Source organism: Achromobacter sp. Root565 (genome assembly GCF_001427425.1).
Lineage (GTDB): Bacteria > Pseudomonadota > Gammaproteobacteria > Burkholderiales > Burkholderiaceae_B > Achromobacter > Achromobacter spanius_D.
In genome coordinates this window covers 1,245,342-1,260,407 of sequence record NZ_LMGO01000001.1, presented here as the reverse complement: position 1 = coordinate 1,260,407, position 15,066 = coordinate 1,245,342, and the positions used below count along the sequence as shown (strand labels likewise).

At 65.4% G+C, this 15,066-nt stretch carries 14 protein-coding genes; 5 read left to right on the top strand and 9 right to left on the bottom strand.

Annotated features, from left to right (window positions below; all coding sequences use genetic code 11):
* Positions 1-68 precede the first annotated feature (68 nt).
* Together ASD71_RS05690 and nudC are read right to left on the bottom strand one after the other, a co-directional pair.
* Positions 69-578 carry a winged helix DNA-binding protein gene (locus tag ASD71_RS05690; RefSeq protein WP_056560924.1) on the bottom strand — a complete coding sequence of 170 codons (510 nt, stop codon included), beginning with the start codon at positions 576-578 and terminating at the stop codon, positions 69-71.
* Positions 579-714: 136 nt separating this feature from the next.
* Positions 715-1,485, bottom strand: coding sequence for an NAD(+) diphosphatase (gene nudC, locus ASD71_RS05685; protein WP_056560922.1), 771 nt, complete (start codon positions 1,483-1,485; stop codon positions 715-717).
* Positions 1,486-1,778: 293 nt separating this feature from the next.
* On the opposite strand from nudC, the gene ASD71_RS05680 reads away from it, so the two are divergent.
* From ASD71_RS05680 to ASD71_RS05660, 5 genes are all read left to right on the top strand, one after another.
* A complete protein-coding gene (locus ASD71_RS05680) occupies positions 1,779-2,753 on the top strand; it encodes a TRAP transporter substrate-binding protein (RefSeq protein ID WP_056560919.1) in 975 nt (324 codons plus the stop codon).
* Positions 2,754-2,760: 7 nt separating this feature from the next.
* Entirely contained in the window at positions 2,761-3,261 is a 501-nt protein-coding gene (locus ASD71_RS05675) for a TRAP transporter small permease (protein WP_056560917.1), read from the top strand.
* Positions 3,254-4,555 carry a TRAP transporter large permease gene (locus ASD71_RS05670; RefSeq protein WP_056560914.1) on the top strand — a complete coding sequence of 434 codons (1,302 nt, stop codon included), beginning with the start codon at positions 3,254-3,256 and terminating at the stop codon, positions 4,553-4,555. Before ASD71_RS05675 ends, ASD71_RS05670 begins: the two co-directional genes overlap by 8 nt.
* A 331-nt stretch (positions 4,556-4,886) precedes the next feature.
* Positions 4,887-5,957 carry a porin gene (locus ASD71_RS05665; protein WP_056560911.1) on the top strand — a complete coding sequence of 357 codons (1,071 nt, stop codon included), beginning with the start codon at positions 4,887-4,889 and terminating at the stop codon, positions 5,955-5,957.
* Positions 5,958-6,306: 349 nt separating this feature from the next.
* The gene (locus ASD71_RS05660) at positions 6,307-7,608 is read left to right on the top strand and encodes an alpha/beta hydrolase (protein WP_162253550.1); all 1,302 of its coding nucleotides are present in this window, start codon (positions 6,307-6,309) and stop codon (positions 7,606-7,608) included.
* Between the two features lie 36 nt (positions 7,609-7,644).
* Here ASD71_RS05660 and ASD71_RS05655 read toward each other — a convergent pair whose 3' ends face one another.
* The 7 genes from ASD71_RS05655 to ASD71_RS05625 all read right to left on the bottom strand — a co-directional run bounded on the left by ASD71_RS05655 (position 7,645) and on the right by ASD71_RS05625 (position 14,976).
* Entirely contained in the window at positions 7,645-8,451 is an 807-nt protein-coding gene (locus ASD71_RS05655) for a putative hydro-lyase (RefSeq protein WP_056560905.1), read from the bottom strand.
* Between the two features lie 28 nt (positions 8,452-8,479).
* Complete coding sequence (locus ASD71_RS05650) at positions 8,480-9,829, bottom strand: amidase (protein ID WP_056566450.1); 1,350 nt, start codon at positions 9,827-9,829, stop codon at positions 8,480-8,482.
* 90 nt (positions 9,830-9,919) lie between these two features.
* Complete coding sequence (locus ASD71_RS05645; RefSeq protein ID WP_056560903.1) at positions 9,920-10,603, bottom strand: DUF2848 domain-containing protein; 684 nt, start codon at positions 10,601-10,603, stop codon at positions 9,920-9,922.
* A gap of 65 nt (positions 10,604-10,668) precedes the next feature.
* Positions 10,669-11,952 carry a TRAP transporter large permease gene (locus ASD71_RS05640; protein ID WP_056560900.1) on the bottom strand — a complete coding sequence of 428 codons (1,284 nt, stop codon included), beginning with the start codon at positions 11,950-11,952 and terminating at the stop codon, positions 10,669-10,671.
* The gene (locus ASD71_RS05635) at positions 11,949-12,569 is read right to left on the bottom strand and encodes a TRAP transporter small permease subunit (protein ID WP_056560897.1); all 621 of its coding nucleotides are present in this window, start codon (positions 12,567-12,569) and stop codon (positions 11,949-11,951) included. The genes ASD71_RS05640 and ASD71_RS05635 overlap by 4 nt, the downstream gene beginning before the upstream one ends.
* Positions 12,570-12,700: 131 nt before the next feature.
* Positions 12,701-13,747: a TRAP transporter substrate-binding protein gene (locus ASD71_RS05630; RefSeq protein WP_056560894.1), complete on the bottom strand. Its 1,047-nt coding sequence runs from the start codon at positions 13,745-13,747 to the stop codon at positions 12,701-12,703.
* Positions 13,748-14,088: 341 nt separating this feature from the next.
* Positions 14,089-14,976, bottom strand: coding sequence for a LysR family transcriptional regulator (locus ASD71_RS05625; protein ID WP_056560891.1), 888 nt, complete (start codon positions 14,974-14,976; stop codon positions 14,089-14,091).
* Positions 14,977-15,066 lie beyond the last annotated feature (90 nt).

Sequence of the window (15,066 nt, the reverse complement as noted above, 5' to 3'; positions counted from 1 at the left end):
GATCGCCGGAGCGCGTTCGGCCACGGTCGGGTTGCTGACAGATCGGGGCCTTGCCCCGCATGTTGGGTTCAGAGCGACGTGGCGGCGCGGGCCGCCTGGTCGTACAGGCCGGATAGCGCGCGCAGCATGTGCGCCAGTTGGCGGCTGAATTCCAGCCCGCCCCCGCCCGGGCCATCCAGGCCGGCGGTCAGGCATTGCTCGCGGATTTCGCCGTAGCGCTTGAGGATCGCCGCGCCTTCGGGCGTGACGCTGTAGAACACTTCCTTGCTGCTGCGCTCGCCGCGCACCACGCCCAGCCGGTCCAATTTCTTGAGCGCATAGCTGACGATGTGGGTGTCTTCGACGTTGAGCGTGAAGCAGATATCGGCCAGCTTCTTGGGCCGCTCGCGGTGGTAGACGTGGTGAAACACCATCACGTCGGTGGGCGTCAGATCCGGCAGGCCCGCGGCCGCCATGCACCGCACCGTCCAGCGATCGAACGCATGGCTGGCGATCATGAGACCGAACTCCACCTCGGAGAGATCGGGCGCGCTGCCGCCGGCAAGATGCGCCGACGATGCAATCAAAGTGGGGGTCATAGAGGCGAAAGCCGAGTGTTAACTGAACGAAATACTAATAATTTATATATATTTCATCAATAAAAAATACTCGGAAGCCGCAAAAAATCCCTCGTTTCGAGGGAATACCCCTACCGCGGCGGACGCCGCATCGTCCTTACGGCGCGGTCCACCCCACGGGCAGATTGGCCCGGATCATCCAGCCGGCGATCGAGATGCGGGCTGCGATGTCGGGCATCTCGTCACCCGGGCCGAACCAGCGGGCGTCGGCGATTTCGTCTTCCTGGATGCGGATGTCGCCCGAGACGTAGTCGGCGGTAAACGCGACCATCAGCGAATGCGGGAACGGCCACGGCTGGCTGCCGAAGTACTGCAAGTTGCCGACCTTGAGGCCGACTTCCTCGTAGACCTCGCGGTGGACCGTCTGCTCGATGCTTTCGCCCGGCTCCACAAACCCGGCCAGCGCCGTGTAGCGCGCGGCGGGTCCGTTGGCATGGCGCGCCAGCAGGATGCTGTCGCCCTTGCGGATCAGCACCATCATGGCCGGCGAGATGCGGGGATAGGCGGAAAGGCCGCAGGCCGGGCACCGCAGGCAGAACTCGTGCGTCACGCGCTCGGCTGGCGTGCCGCAGGCGCCGCAAAACCGGTGGGTGCGCGCCCATTCGGCGATCTGATAGGCGCGGCCGGCCAGCGCCATCGATTCATCGTCGAACACGCCGAAGAGCGAACGCAGCTTCTTGAATGCGTAGCCTTCTGGCGCTTCGAGGCCGGGATCGACACATACCGTGCGATAAGGCGAACCTGTCTCCATCCAGACCGGCTGCAGGGCCGCGGCGGCAAGACCAATCCGTTCGCACAACGCCGTATCCGGCAACACGCTGGACGATGCTTCGACCAGCAACTCATCACGGCGAAAAACGAAATTCACGCGGCCCTCTTCACAGCATCTTCGATTGCGCAATCTTAGAAGAAAAAACGCGCGCCGGCCGGCTTGCCGTCAGCGCGCGACGCAAACTTCGCGGCTTCATTGAACCTTCAACCAATGAACAACAGCGCCCCCCTAGGAATTACCCGTAAAACAGCGATTTCCCGCGCTTTGTTACCGCACAGCAACATAGAATGGCACGGCGCTCAGGCGGCGCGACGCCGCGCCGCGCTTTCTTTTTTTCGCAATGCCTATCGGGCCAGACCCGTCTTCACCATTCGCAAAGAAGGACCACCATGTACAAGAAAATCTCGCTGTTGACCGGCAGCATCGTCCTGGCATTCAGCGCGGGCGCACAGGCCCAGACCAAGTGGGATCTGCCCAGCGCCTACCCGGCCAGCAACTTCCACGTCGAGAACCTGACGACCTTCATCAAGGACGTCGATTCGCTGTCGCAAGGCAAGCTCAAGATCACGCTGCACAACAATGCCTCGCTGTACAAGGCGCCCGAAATCAAGCGCGCGGTGCAAGGCAATCAGGCCCAGATCGGTGAGATCCTGCTGACCAATTTCGCCAACGAAGACCCGATTTACGAACTGGACGGCCTGCCCTTCCTGGCCACTGGCTACGACGCGTCGTTCAAGCTGTACCAGGCTCAGAAGCCGTTCCTGGAAAAGAAGCTGGCCTCGCAAGGCATGACGCTGCTGTACGCGGTGGCATGGCCGCCCCAGGGCATCTTCGCCAACAAGGACATCAAGCAGATCAACGACATGAAGGGCCTGAAGTGGCGTGCTTACAGCCCCGTCACGGCCAAGATCGCCGAACTGGTCGGCGCGCAGCCCGTGACCGTGCAGCAGGCCGAACTGGCCCAGGCGCTCGCCACCGGCGTGATCGACTCGTACATGTCGTCGGCTTCCACCGGCTACGACACCAAGACGTACGAGTACATCAAGAAGTTCTACGACACGCAGGCCTGGCTGCCCAAGAACGCCATCATCGTGAACAAGAAGGCGTTCGACGCGCTGGATCCGGCCACGCAGGAAGCCCTGAAGAAGGCCGGCGCGCAGGCCGAGGAACGCGGCTGGAAGCTGTCGCAGGAAAAGAACAAGTGGTATCAGGCCGAGCTCGCCAAGAACGGCATGGAAACCATCCAGCCCACGGTCGAACTCAAGGAAGGCCTGAGCGTGATCGGCAAGCGCATGCTGGAAGACTGGCTCAAGAAGTCTGGTGCTGATGGCCAGGCCATGATCGACGCCTACAAGAAGCAGTGATATCGCCATGCGCCGTTTTCTTGATGGTCTTTACGGCGCAGCCGGCCTTCTGGCCGGCTTGTGCACGATAGGCGTTCTGGTCTCGGTGCTGGCGGCCATCCTCGGCCGCCAGCTCGACCTGCACATCCCCGGCACCGATGCCTACGCCGGATATTTCATGGCCGCCGCCGGCTTCCTGGCCCTGGCCAGCACGTTCAAGCACGGCGAGCACATCCGCGTCACGCTGCTGCTGAATTCGCTGAATCCAGCCGGCAGCCGCCGGCTGGACATCTTTGCCCTGGCCGTCGGTTCCCTGCTGGCCGCCGCCTTCGCCTTCTTCAGCATCAAACTGACCTACGACTCCTGGCTGTTCAACGACGTTTCAACGTCGAACGATGCCACGCCGCTCTGGATTCCGCAGACGACCATGGCCGCTGGCACGATCCTGTTCTTCGTCGCCCTCGTCGATGAACTGGTCCGCCGTTCGCGCGGCATCGCCGCCGCCACTTCGCAGCAAACCCATGAATGAACTTCTCGTCATTACCTTATTGGTCGTTTCGATCTTTGTCCTGCTCGGCTGCGGGGTCTGGGTCGGCCTGACGCTGGCGGGCACCGCCTGGATCGGCATGGAGATCTTCTCCAGCCGTCCGGCCGGCGACGCCATGGCCGTCACGATCTGGGGCGCCTCGTCCAGTTGGACGCTGACCGCCCTGCCGCTCTTTCTGTGGATGGGCGAGATCCTGTTCCGCACGCGGCTGTCCGAAGACCTGTTCAAGGGGCTGGCGCCCTGGCTGAACCGGCTGCCGGGCCGCCTCTTGCACACGAACGTGATCGGCTGCGCGATCTTCGCCGCCGTGTCGGGCTCATCCGCGGCCACGTGCGCCACGGTCGGCAAGATGACCATTCCCGAACTGACGCGCCGCGGCTATCCCGAGGAAAAGATCCTCGGCACGCTGTCTGGCGCGGGCACGCTGGGCCTGCTCATCCCACCCTCGATCATCATGATCGTGTACGGGGTAGCGGCGGATGTGTCGATTGCGAAGCTGTTCATCGCCGGCATCATTCCGGGGATCGTGTTGGCGCTGATGTTCAGCGGCTACATCGCCTGGTGGGCCATCCGCAATCCCGGCGAAGTGCCGGCGGCGGATCCCGGCCTGAGCTTCATGCAGAAGCTGTCGCGTTCGCGCCACCTGATCCCGGTGCTCCTCCTGATCGGCGCGGTGCTGGGCTCCATCTACACCGGCATCGCCACCGCCACGGAAGCGGCGGCGGTCGGCGTGGTGGGCGCCCTGATCCTGTCGGCGCTGCAGGGCTCGTTGAACGGCTCCACCTTCATGCAGTCCCTGCTGGGCGCCACGCGGCTGTACTGCATGATCGCGCTGATTCTGGCGGGCGCGCAGTTCCTCACGCTGGCGATGGGCTATATCGGCCTGCCGCGAGCGCTGGCGGAATGGATCGGCGGACTGGGCCTGTCGCAGTTCGGCCTGATCATGGCGCTGATGGTGTTCTTCATCATCCTGGGCTGCTTCCTGGACGGCATCTCGATCGTGGTGCTGACCATGGGCGTGCTGCTGCCGACGGTGCAGGCCGCCGGCATCGACCTGATCTGGTTCGGCATTTTCATCGTGTTCGTGGTGGAAATGGCACAGATCACGCCGCCGGTGGGGTTCAACCTGTTCGTGCTGTCCGGCATGAGCGGTCGGGAGCTGCCCTACATCGCGCGCGCGTCGCTGCCGATGTTCTTCCTGATGATCGCCGCCGTGCTGCTGCTCTATGTGGTGCCCGGCATCGCCACCTGGCTGCCGCTGCACATGACGCTGTAACGTCGCGTCTGCGCCACACGAACCCCGTTCCAACGAACGGGGTTTTTCTTTTTTGTTCGTCCGCTATCGGCGCGGCGCGGGTTTATCGGCGTGTAAACCCGGGAAAACGCCGAATATTTTCGATATTCCCCATCCGCCAACTTACTTAGAATCCCCAGGCGCCCGTGTGCTGCACCGGCATGGCGCATCTTGCACGCTGACCTCTGCTCCGGACCCGCGCCCAACCATGGCGTCGGTGCAGCGGCCAAGCGCCCGGCAAACCGCCGGACGCCGCAAGCCACGCTACCAGCGTGGCGCAATCACAAATCAGCTACACCTGGAGGAGTCCAACATGAAACGCATCACCCTATCGCTGGCTGCGGCCGGCCTTGGCCTGGCCGCCGGCGCAGCAAGCGCCGAAACCAGCGTCACCCTGTACGGCATCGCCGACGTCAGCATCCGCTACCTCAGCACCAGCTCGGGCGCCGTGGGCGAAGACGGCAGCCGCATCTCCATGGAAAACGGCGCCATCTCCAATAGCCGCTGGGGCCTGCGCGGCTCCGAAGACCTGGGCAACGGCAACCGCGCCTTCTTCCGCCTGGAAAACGGCATCAATCTGCAGAACGGCCGGGGATCGGACACGTCCAAGGCGTTCAGCCGCCTCGCTTACGTCGGTTTGGACGGCGGCAGCATCGGTACGCTGACCCTGGGTCTGCAGAACACGCCCATGTTCGACCTGCTGGCCGACTACTTCGACCCGCTGACCGTCGGCAACTACGAGCAGAACGCCTGGCTGCCCGCCGCCATGTCGCGCGTGCGCACCAACAACATGACCAAGTACGCCAATACGTTCGGCAATCTGGCCGTCGTGGCGTCGTGGGCAAACGGCGAAGACTGGGACGACCGCAAGGCCGGCCAGCAATATGGCGCCAGCCTGCGCTACACGATCGGCCAGCTTGGCCTGGGCGCCGCCTGGCAGCAGACCTACGCCGCCACCGATTCCGATGAACGCCAGCGCGCCTGGAACCTGAACGCGTCCTACCAGTTCGAGTCGGCCAAGGTCTTTGCGGGCTACTTCAACGGCCGCGACGAAACGGGCTGGGTCAACGGCGTCATGGGCGGCACCACCACCGCCAGCCTGGACCGCAAGGACAACGGCTACTTCGCCGGCGTGACCTGGCAGGCTACCCCGCGCTGGGCCATCACGGGCGCCGCCTACTACGACCGCAGCGAGAACGTGGTCGTCGAAGGCGACAAGGGCAAGCGCTACGCGCTGGTCGCCGTGGCCGAATACTCGCTGTCCAAGCGCTCGCAACTGTACGGCACCGTCGACTGGAACAAGGTCAGCGACGCCGCCAGCGGCGAAATCGCGGGCAAGAGCAACCAGGTCGGCGCCGCGGTGGGCTTCAGGCACATCTTCTAACCCCCGCGTGTCTGACACCCGGCGCACCCAAGAAATCGGCCACCGAAGCCGATCCCTCCGAATGCCGCAATCCCCGGGTGTCTGACACCGGCCGAATCCTCCGATCGCCCCGAGTGTCCGACACCCGTCCCACACCTTGGCCGACGTACAAAGGGTGTCAGACACCCACAGCCGTCCCCCACCGGAGCGGCGCCCCGCACCGCCCCTCCCTCCCCCTTGCCCCCCGCCTCCACCACGGCGACAATCCTCGCGTGCCTTTGCCGATTTCAATGGAATGACGGGGGTGCAGCGCGCGTCGCCGTTGGCGCCCGCGCCGCGCCAATCCTCCCACCTGATCCGGGCCCACCGCATGCGTTTCCTCGATGCCCGCTCGCTTGCGCCGCCGGTCCGCCAATTGCGAACCGCCCGCGCCGTGCTGGCCGCGCTGCTCATGACGCTGCTGACAGCCTGCTCCTCCCCGGTGCAGTTGATGCCCACGCCGGTCAAGTTCACGACGGGCCAGGTCGACCCCTTCGCGCACAAGGACACGGCCGACATCACCTCGATTCCGCTGCTCTACGCCACCAACCGCGCCGTCTTCCTGGAATCGCGCCAACCCTTCTATTCGATCTTTCCGAGCGACACACTGCGCATGGGTGTGGCCAAGGTGCAGATTGGCGACGGCACGCTGGACTGGGATCAGTTGCGCCAGCTTTCCACCTCGGGCAGTCAGCGCGGCCGGCCGGTGCTCAGCCTGGAGCGCATGGAGGAACTCGTTGCCCTCACCCCGCAAAGCGATGCGGAAACCTCGCCCGAGGCACAGGCTTACTTTGCGCTCATCAACGACGCCCTGGCGGTCAGCCGTCACCGGGACCTGATCGTCTACGTGCACGGCTTTAACAACGCGGTGTGGCGTGGCACCGCGCAGGCCGCGCAGTTTCATCACTTCACGGGCCGCCAGGCGGTCGTCCTGGCCTTTCTCTGGCCGTCGGCCGGCAGCCTGCTGTCCTATGCCACGGATGTCCGAACCGCGCGGGCCTCGGTGCCCGCCTTCGCACGCCTCCTGGAATTGCTCGCGCGCAACACGAATGCCGAGCACATCAACGTGCTGGCGTTCAGCGCGGGCGCGCGGATCGCCAGTGAAGGACTCGCCACGCTGGCACAACCCCGCGACGGCGAAAGCCGCGAGGCGCTGCGCGCACGGCTGCGCCTGGGCCAGATCTATTTCGCGGCGCCCGACGAAGACACCTACCGTTTCGTGACGGACCTGCGCCAGTACATCGACCTGACCGAACGCGTGAGCCTGGGCGCCAATCTTGATGATCGCGCCTTGCGCTTCGCGGCACGCCACCAGCGGGCGTCCCGCGCCGGCCGTCCCAATGCGGACGACCTGACCGAGGAGCAGGTGGCGTTCATCAACGCCGCGTCGCAGCGGCTGAACTTCGACATGATCTGGGTCGATCCGCGCGCCATTCCCGATATGAATCGCCGCGCCCACAGCTTCTGGTTCGGCAACGCGTGGGTCAGCAGCGACGTGCTGATGCAGTTCCTATGGCACAAGGCGCCGGCCGAACGCGGCCTGCAGGAAGGCTTTACGCAGCAAGGCATGCGCTTCTGGACCTTCCCGCCCGATTACGACCAGCGCGTAAAGGCGCTGATGCAATTGCGCTGACGGCCCGCCGACGGGCCGTCCACGGGCCCGTCCGGGTCAGAACACCGCCATGCGGCTGTTGATGAGGTCGGTGACCAGCATATGGCCCGGCGCATGCGTGATGCAGAATTCCGGCCGCACCGCAGCCACCACCGACTGCGGCGTGACGCCGCAGGCCCAGAACACTGGCATTTCGCCGGGGCGGATCTCCACCGGATCCCCATAATCGGGGCGGCCGATATCCGCGATGCCGATAAGCGACGGATCGCCAATGTGAACGGGCGCGCCGTGCACCGACGGGAAGCGCGACGTCACCTGGATCGCCCGGATCGCGTCCGCCGCCTTCAGGGGCCGCATCGACACCACCAGCGGACCGCCGAACACGCCGGCCGGCTGTGTCGCGATGCTGGTGCGGTACATGGGCACGTTGCTGCCCTGCTCGATGTGGCGCACGGGCAGCCCGTTGTCCAGCATCGCCTCCTCGAACGAGAACGAGCAGCCGATCAGGAACGACACGAGATCGTCGCGCCAGAGGTCGCGCACATCCGTCGGCTCGGCCACGAGTTCGCCGTCCTTCCAGACGCGGTATCGCGGAATGTCGGTGCGGATGTCGATATCCGCGCCGAGCTCGGGCAACGCCGGGTCGCCCGGCTCGGACATCGCCAGCAAGGGGCACGGTTTGGGATTGCGCTGGCAGAAATGCAGGAAATCCGCCGCCAGCGTGCGCGGCAGAATCGCCAGGTTGGCCTGAACGTGCCCAGGCGCCAGATTCGCCGTGGGACCGGTCAGGCGGCCGCTGCGGGCATCCAGCCGCGCCTGGCGGGCAAGCGCGAGGCTGGTTCTAACGTTTTCGGCGTCTGGCATGGGATCTCTCGTTGCGGGAAAACGCCGCTCAGCGGGCGGCGAACAGGTCTTCGACCGACAGGCCGATGCCGAGGACGCGGCGGTCCGCGCCATTGCTGGCCGCGATCATCAAGCCCACGGGCGCCGTGCCCGCCGCGTGGCAGGGCAAGGACAGCGCGCAGCCGTCCAGGAAGTTGATGAGGGTGGGATTGCGCAGGATGAGCCCGTTGGCAGCGTAATAGGCCTCGTCGGATCCCTGCAGGTCCGCGACAGGCGGCGCCACGATGGGCGTCGTGGGCATGATCAGCGCGTCGTAACCGGCAATGCGGTGGTCCACGGCTGCGACCCACGCCTCGCGCGCGTCGAGCAGTTCGATGTAATCGGCCGCCGTCATGTCCTGTCCGCGCATGATGCGCGACACCACGCGCGGATCGTAGCGCTTGCCCGCGCGTGCGATCAGGTCGCGGTGCCAGGCCCAGGCCTCGGCGGCAGTGAAGCCGCCCTTGCTGTTGATGGCGGCCAGTTCGGCGAATTCCGGAATTTCGATCCGGTCGATCAGTGCGCCGGCTGCTTCCAGCCGCTGCACCGCCGCCGCAAAGGTGTCGGAGACATGCTTGTCCATGGCGTCCAGCGCCAGCGTCGTCGGAATGGCCAGGCGCAGGCCACGCACCGGCAGCGCCTGCGGCAAAGGTCCCGCGTCGCCCGACAGGATGGCGTCGAGTTCGGCGCAGCAGCGCACGCTGGCGGCGATGGGGCCGATGGAATCCAGATTCGCCGACAAGGGCAGCACGCCCTGCATGGACACGCGCCAGGCGCTGGGTTTGAACCCGGTCAGGCCGCACAGCGCGGCAGGAATTCGTACGGAGCCGCCCGTATCCGACCCGATGCCCGCAACTGCCATGCCGTCCGCAACCGACACCGCCGCGCCGGACGACGAGCCGCCGGGAATGCGGCCGGTGGCGCGGTCGTACGGATTGAGCGGCGTGCCGTAATGCGGATTGATGCCCAGCCCCGAATAGGCGAACTCCGTCATGTTGGTCCGGCCGATGATGACGGCGCCCGCGGCGATCAGGCGCTGCACGACCTCGGCGCTTTCCTCGGCGGCAGGCTCGCCTTCGCGCGCAACCGAGCCGCCCATCGTGGTCTCGCCCTTGATGTCGAACAGGTCCTTGATGCTGATGGGCAGCCCTTCGATCGCCGACCGGACGATGCCGGCCGCGCGCAGCGTGTCCGACGCGCGCGCCTGCGCCAGCGCCGAATCGGCATAGAGCTTGGTGAAGGCGCGAGCGCCCTCGCCCGCCGGATCCTGGGCCCGCGCCAGCGCGGCTTCGGTCAGCGCAACGGAGGTGCTGCGGCCCTCACGCAGGGCCGAGGTCAGATCATTCAAGGTCGAAACCATCATTGTCCTAATGCCGCCTGGCGGCGTAAGTGTTCGGACGGACGCCTTCGCAAGGAACGCGCCCGGATTCAGCGCCGAGCGTGGCGGCCTTCAGGCGACCACGGGCAGCGACTCGACATGATAGCGGTGGCGCAGCGTGCGGTTCAGGCGCGGATCGTGCAGTTCCATCGTGAAATCCGCCGCCGGGCGGATGCCGCCGATGGCGGCCACCGTGCCGCAGGTCATGCCCGCGCCTTCCGGCAGGATCGCGCCGCCGCCCGTATAGCCCGCAATCAGGTCCTGCGGCGTGCGCAACGTGGAGAGCGGGCCTTCCTGGTACAGCACCTTCTCGCCGTTCTCGACGATGTAGGCGCGGATGATCAGCTCGTCCCAGTGCCCCGCCACGTCCGCAAGCCGCCAGGCCTCGGTGCCCACGGGTTTCACGCAGACCTGCTTGGACATCGCCACGCTCACTGTCTCCAGCTTGCGGTCGGTGTGGTCGGACGCGATGCTGACGTACATCTCGCCATCGACCGCAAAAACAAACGTCTCGACCTCGCCCGACGATTCCTCGCCCAGCGCCTGCACGTCGGCCGACTGGGTAAGCTGGTTCTCGGCGATGCGGTAGTACAGCGGCACGCTGCTCGGACGCGGCACGCCGATTGCGGCCAGTTCCTCGATATGGTGTTCGATGGCGGCCATGTCGCGGCCGGCCCAGCCCGCCACGATCACTTTGTTGAAGGCCACTTCCACCTGGCGGGGATTGGCGTCGTCGATTTTGAATACGGCTTTCATATCAGTCCTGCGAAGAAGAGTGGAAAGCGGCGCGACCGACGGGCCGCGCCGGAATCAAAGAGCTATCAACCGAAGACGCGCGGCAACCACAGCGCGATGTCGGGCCAGAACGCCAGCAGCGCCAGCATCACGAACATGGCCGCCACGAACGGCAGGCTGCCGACAATTACGGCGCTCATCGAGCCGCTCTTGCGCAGGCTTTGCACGACGAACAGGTTCAGGCCCACGGGCGGCGTGATGAGGGCGGCCTCGACCAGCACGATGATGACAATGCCCAGCCAGATCGGGTCGTAGCCCAGGCCGATCATGATGGGCGCCACGATGGGGATCGTCGTGATCATCATCGACAGCGTCTCCATGAAGCAGCCCAGCACCAGGTAAAAGATCACCACGATCAGCAGCATCCAGCCCGGCGACAGGCCCAGGCCGGTGATGGACTTGGTCAGCGCATCGGTCAAGCCCGTCGCGGACATGACGAAGTTCAGGAAGCTGGCGGCGATGACGATCAGCATGATCATGGCCGTGGACCGCATCGTGCCTTCCAGCACCTCGCGCAGCATCGACCACGTCAGGCGGCGGAACCACGCGGCCAGGATGAACGCGCCCAGCACGCCCAGCGCAGCGGCCTCGGTCGGCGTCGCCAGGCCCGCGTAGATCGAACCGACCACCAGGAAGAAGATGCCGAGCGGCGGCGCCAGATGCACGAGGCTGGCGATGCGTTCGCCCCACGTCGCGTGGATCTTCTTGCCGCCCCACGACGGCTTGGCCACGCAGGCGATCACGACCGTCAGCATGAACAGCGCTGCCATCGCAAAACCGGGGATGATGCCGGCCAGGTACAGCTTGGGTACCGACGAGTTCGTCAGCACGCCATAGATGACGAGGTTGATCGACGGCGGGATCAGGATGCCCAGCGTGCCGCCCGCGGCGAGACTGCCGAGGAACAGGGGCTCGTTGTAGCCATACTTGCGGATCTGCGGAATGGCGACGGTGCCCACAGTGGCGGCGGTTGCCACGCTGGAGCCCGAGGTCGCCGAGAACAGCGTCGAGGCGCCGATGTTCGCGTGCATCAATCCGCCCGGCAGCCACGACAGCCACAGGCTCATCGCGCTGTACATGCGCTCGGCAAAGCCGGCGCGCAGCAGAACCTCGCCCAGCATGATGAACAGCGGAATCGCGACCAGCAGGAACTCGTTGTTCGAACTCCAGGAGATCTCGCCGATGGCCCGCGTCAGCGGCAGCATCGAGAACATCGGGTCCAGGATCAGGCCCAGCACGCCGAGCGCGGCGCCCACGGGGATGGAAAGGCCGATCAGGACCAGCAGCAGTGTCAAAGCGGTGGCAATCATGCGGCTTCTCCCTTCACCATGCGCTCGCCGGCGGCGGCTTCCTCGTCAGCTTCTTCCTGCGCCGAACGCACGCCGCAGATCTGCTTGACCAGTTCAATGTCGCCCGTGACCAGCGCGGCGGACGCCCGCGCCAGCATCAGCGCGACCGTGATGCACATCCACGCCAGACCCAGCACCCACAGGCCCTGCGGGATCCACAGCGGCGTGGCGAGCGGCGTGTTGGCCGCCGACTTCTGCGTCCAGGACGTCACCACCACGTCGTAGGCGTAATACGTCAGGAACACCATGAAGACGGCCATCGCCACCATGGAAATCCAATCCAGCACGGCCGACAGGCGCACTGGCAAATATTGGTAGAGCACATCGACGCGCACGTTGGCGCGCTGCAGCGTGGCGAACGCCAGCGCCCAGGAAGTGCTGATGGCAAACGCGTAGCTGGACAGTTCATCCGCGCCCCCGGTCGTGAAGCCCAGGAACTTGCGGGCCAGCACGTCGAAGGAGATGAGCAGCACGCTGGCCACGGTCAGGGCGCCGCCGGCCCACACAGCCGCGCGGGAAAAGCTCTCCGCGCGCCGCAAAAGGCCGCCGAGCAGACGGAAGTGTTCGGTTTGAGTCATGGATGGAACCTCGGGTGGCACGGCCTGCCATCGCGTGCGGGCGCCGCGGACCTCATGCAAAGGTCACGGGCTACCGCGCGCCATCACCGGCCGTAATCTGCACCGGCCCGCAGGCCGGCGCATCCTGGCACTTACTTGCTTGCGGTCAGGTTCAGCGTCTTGCCGACGGTTGCGTTCCAGTCCTTCACGCACTGCGCCGAGCAGCGGGCGGCCCACTTGGGCAGGACGGCCTCTTGCGCCACCTTCTTGAGGAGCGCCTGATCGGCCTCGGACGGCTGCACCAGGACCATCTTGCCCTTGACCGGGAAGGGGCATGCGGCCGCGCCGGTGTTGCAGTCATAGCCTTCCTGCGTCTGGCGGGCGGCGGCATCCCAGATGTTGTCGACCAGCGTCGTGATCTGGGCTTGCAGGAACGTGCGCACCTTCGGATCCAGCTTGTCCCAGGCCTTCTGGTTGACGGCATGGATCTGCTGATTCCAGTTGATCGGCAGCGCGACCAGGTGCGTGGACACCTCGTACCACTTGGCGGAATAGCCCGACAGCGAGCCCGTGATGGCGCAATCGACGACCTTGTTTTGCAGCGCGGGAACGACTTCGCCAAAGGCCATCGTCACGCTCGAACCGCCCAGCGCCTCGACGAACTCGGCCGTAGTGCGGCTGCTGGTGCGGACCTTCTTGCCCTTGATGTCGGCCAGGCCCTTGATCTCGGCATTGCAGAACAGCACTTGCGCCGGATAGGTGGAAATGCCCAGCAGCTTGACGTTGTTGCCTTCGCCGTAGAGCTTGGCGTAGACGGGTTCGAAGGCTTCGGTCACGGCGCGCGCGGTCTTGACGTCGGGCGCGAGGCCGGCCAGGTCGATGGCCTCGTTGATCGGATTGTCGCTGGCAAAGTAGGACAGCGTGGCGGTGCCGAATTCGATCACGCCCTGCGACATCAGGCGCAGGAGCTCGGGCCCCTTCAAGCCCATTTCATTGAAGCCCTTGATCTCCGCCGTGACCTGCCCCTTGGACTGCTCGGGTATGGTCTTGGTCCAGAACGGCTTTTCGTAGTCGTTATAGGCGGTCAGGTTCGACAGGCCGCCCACGATCTTCAAGTGGGTCTTGGGCAGGTCCTGGGCGTGGACGACGCCGGCCAGAAGGCTGGCGGCGATGGCGGCGAAAGCAAGGGACTTCTTCATGGAAAAACTCCTGGCTGCGGGATCGTGTGTCGCGCGCGGGATCCCGTTGTCCTGGTCGCGCGCCTGTAGGAATCGGTGGTCACGGATGTGTATCCAGCCGCTACTCCGTTATGAGCGCCATTGCATCGTCAGGGGCGGCGACCGTCCAATCGTATGTTCCGATGTGGGGGTATAAATATTTTTTGGGTCTCGCGGGCCGCTGCAGCGCAATTTCGCGCAAACGACGCATCGGCGCGGCTTTGCGGCCAGCTGTCACGCGCGAAGGCTGGCGTCTCGGGCACGTTGAAAGGCCCCCGGCGGCGCCACCGAGTCGGGAAAACACCTACGGGAGTTTTTGCCGTTCAGGTCTGTGCGGCGACCTTTTGCGCCAGCTGCGCAATGACGCGCACGGCATGACTGTCGGGGCCCTGCACCCAGGTTGCGGTAAAGCTCAGTTCGGGCAGCGGGTCGGCCTGCACCTGCAGAATGCGCAACTCGCCCCGCGCCAGCTCCTTGCCCAAAAACACGGGCGCGATGACGCTGGTGCCGATGGCGTCCTGCGTCATGCGCACCACCATCGACATCGAGGCGCTGCCATACATGCGCGGCGACGCCACGCCCGCTCGGGTCAACATGTCGCGCACGATGCGGTAAGGCGAACTGTTGGACGGATATGTGATGATCGGCAGCTTGCCGATCGTCGCAAGCGTCAGGGGTTCAGGCCCCAGATCCAGCAGCGGACTGGCGACCCACGCGAGCGGATAGGTGCACAGCGGCAGGTTCTCGACCCGCGCCTCCAGCACCGGGCCCATCAGGAAGGCCAGATCGATCTGGCGCGACATCAAATGCGAGCGCAGCACGTGCGTCGTGTCCACTTCGATTTCCAGCACCAGCGCGGGATACGTCGCGTGGATCAGTTCGATGAGCGCGGGCAGCCAGGTCTGCACGATGGTCTCGGCCACGCCGATGCGCACGGTGCCTGACATGACGTTCTGCTCGCGCGCGGCTTCGAACATGTCGCGCCGCACCTGCAGCATGCGCTCCGCGTGCGACAGCAGTTCGTGGCCCTTGGCGGTCAGCTTGACGCCACGCGCATCACGCTCGAACAGCTTGACCCCCAGGTCGGCCTCCAGCGAAGCGATGCGCTGCGAGACGGCAGGCTGCGTGGTGTTGAGTTTGTCGGACGCGGCGCGGAAGCTGCCCAGCGTGGCGACCCAGAAAAATGTTTCGACGTTGCGTAGTTCTATCATTGGCCTTTTCCCCCGGCGCGATGAGCGTATCATGTCAGCCGCCCATCGCCCCAAAGGCGCCATGCCCCGTGCACGCTGAAAGGAGTACCG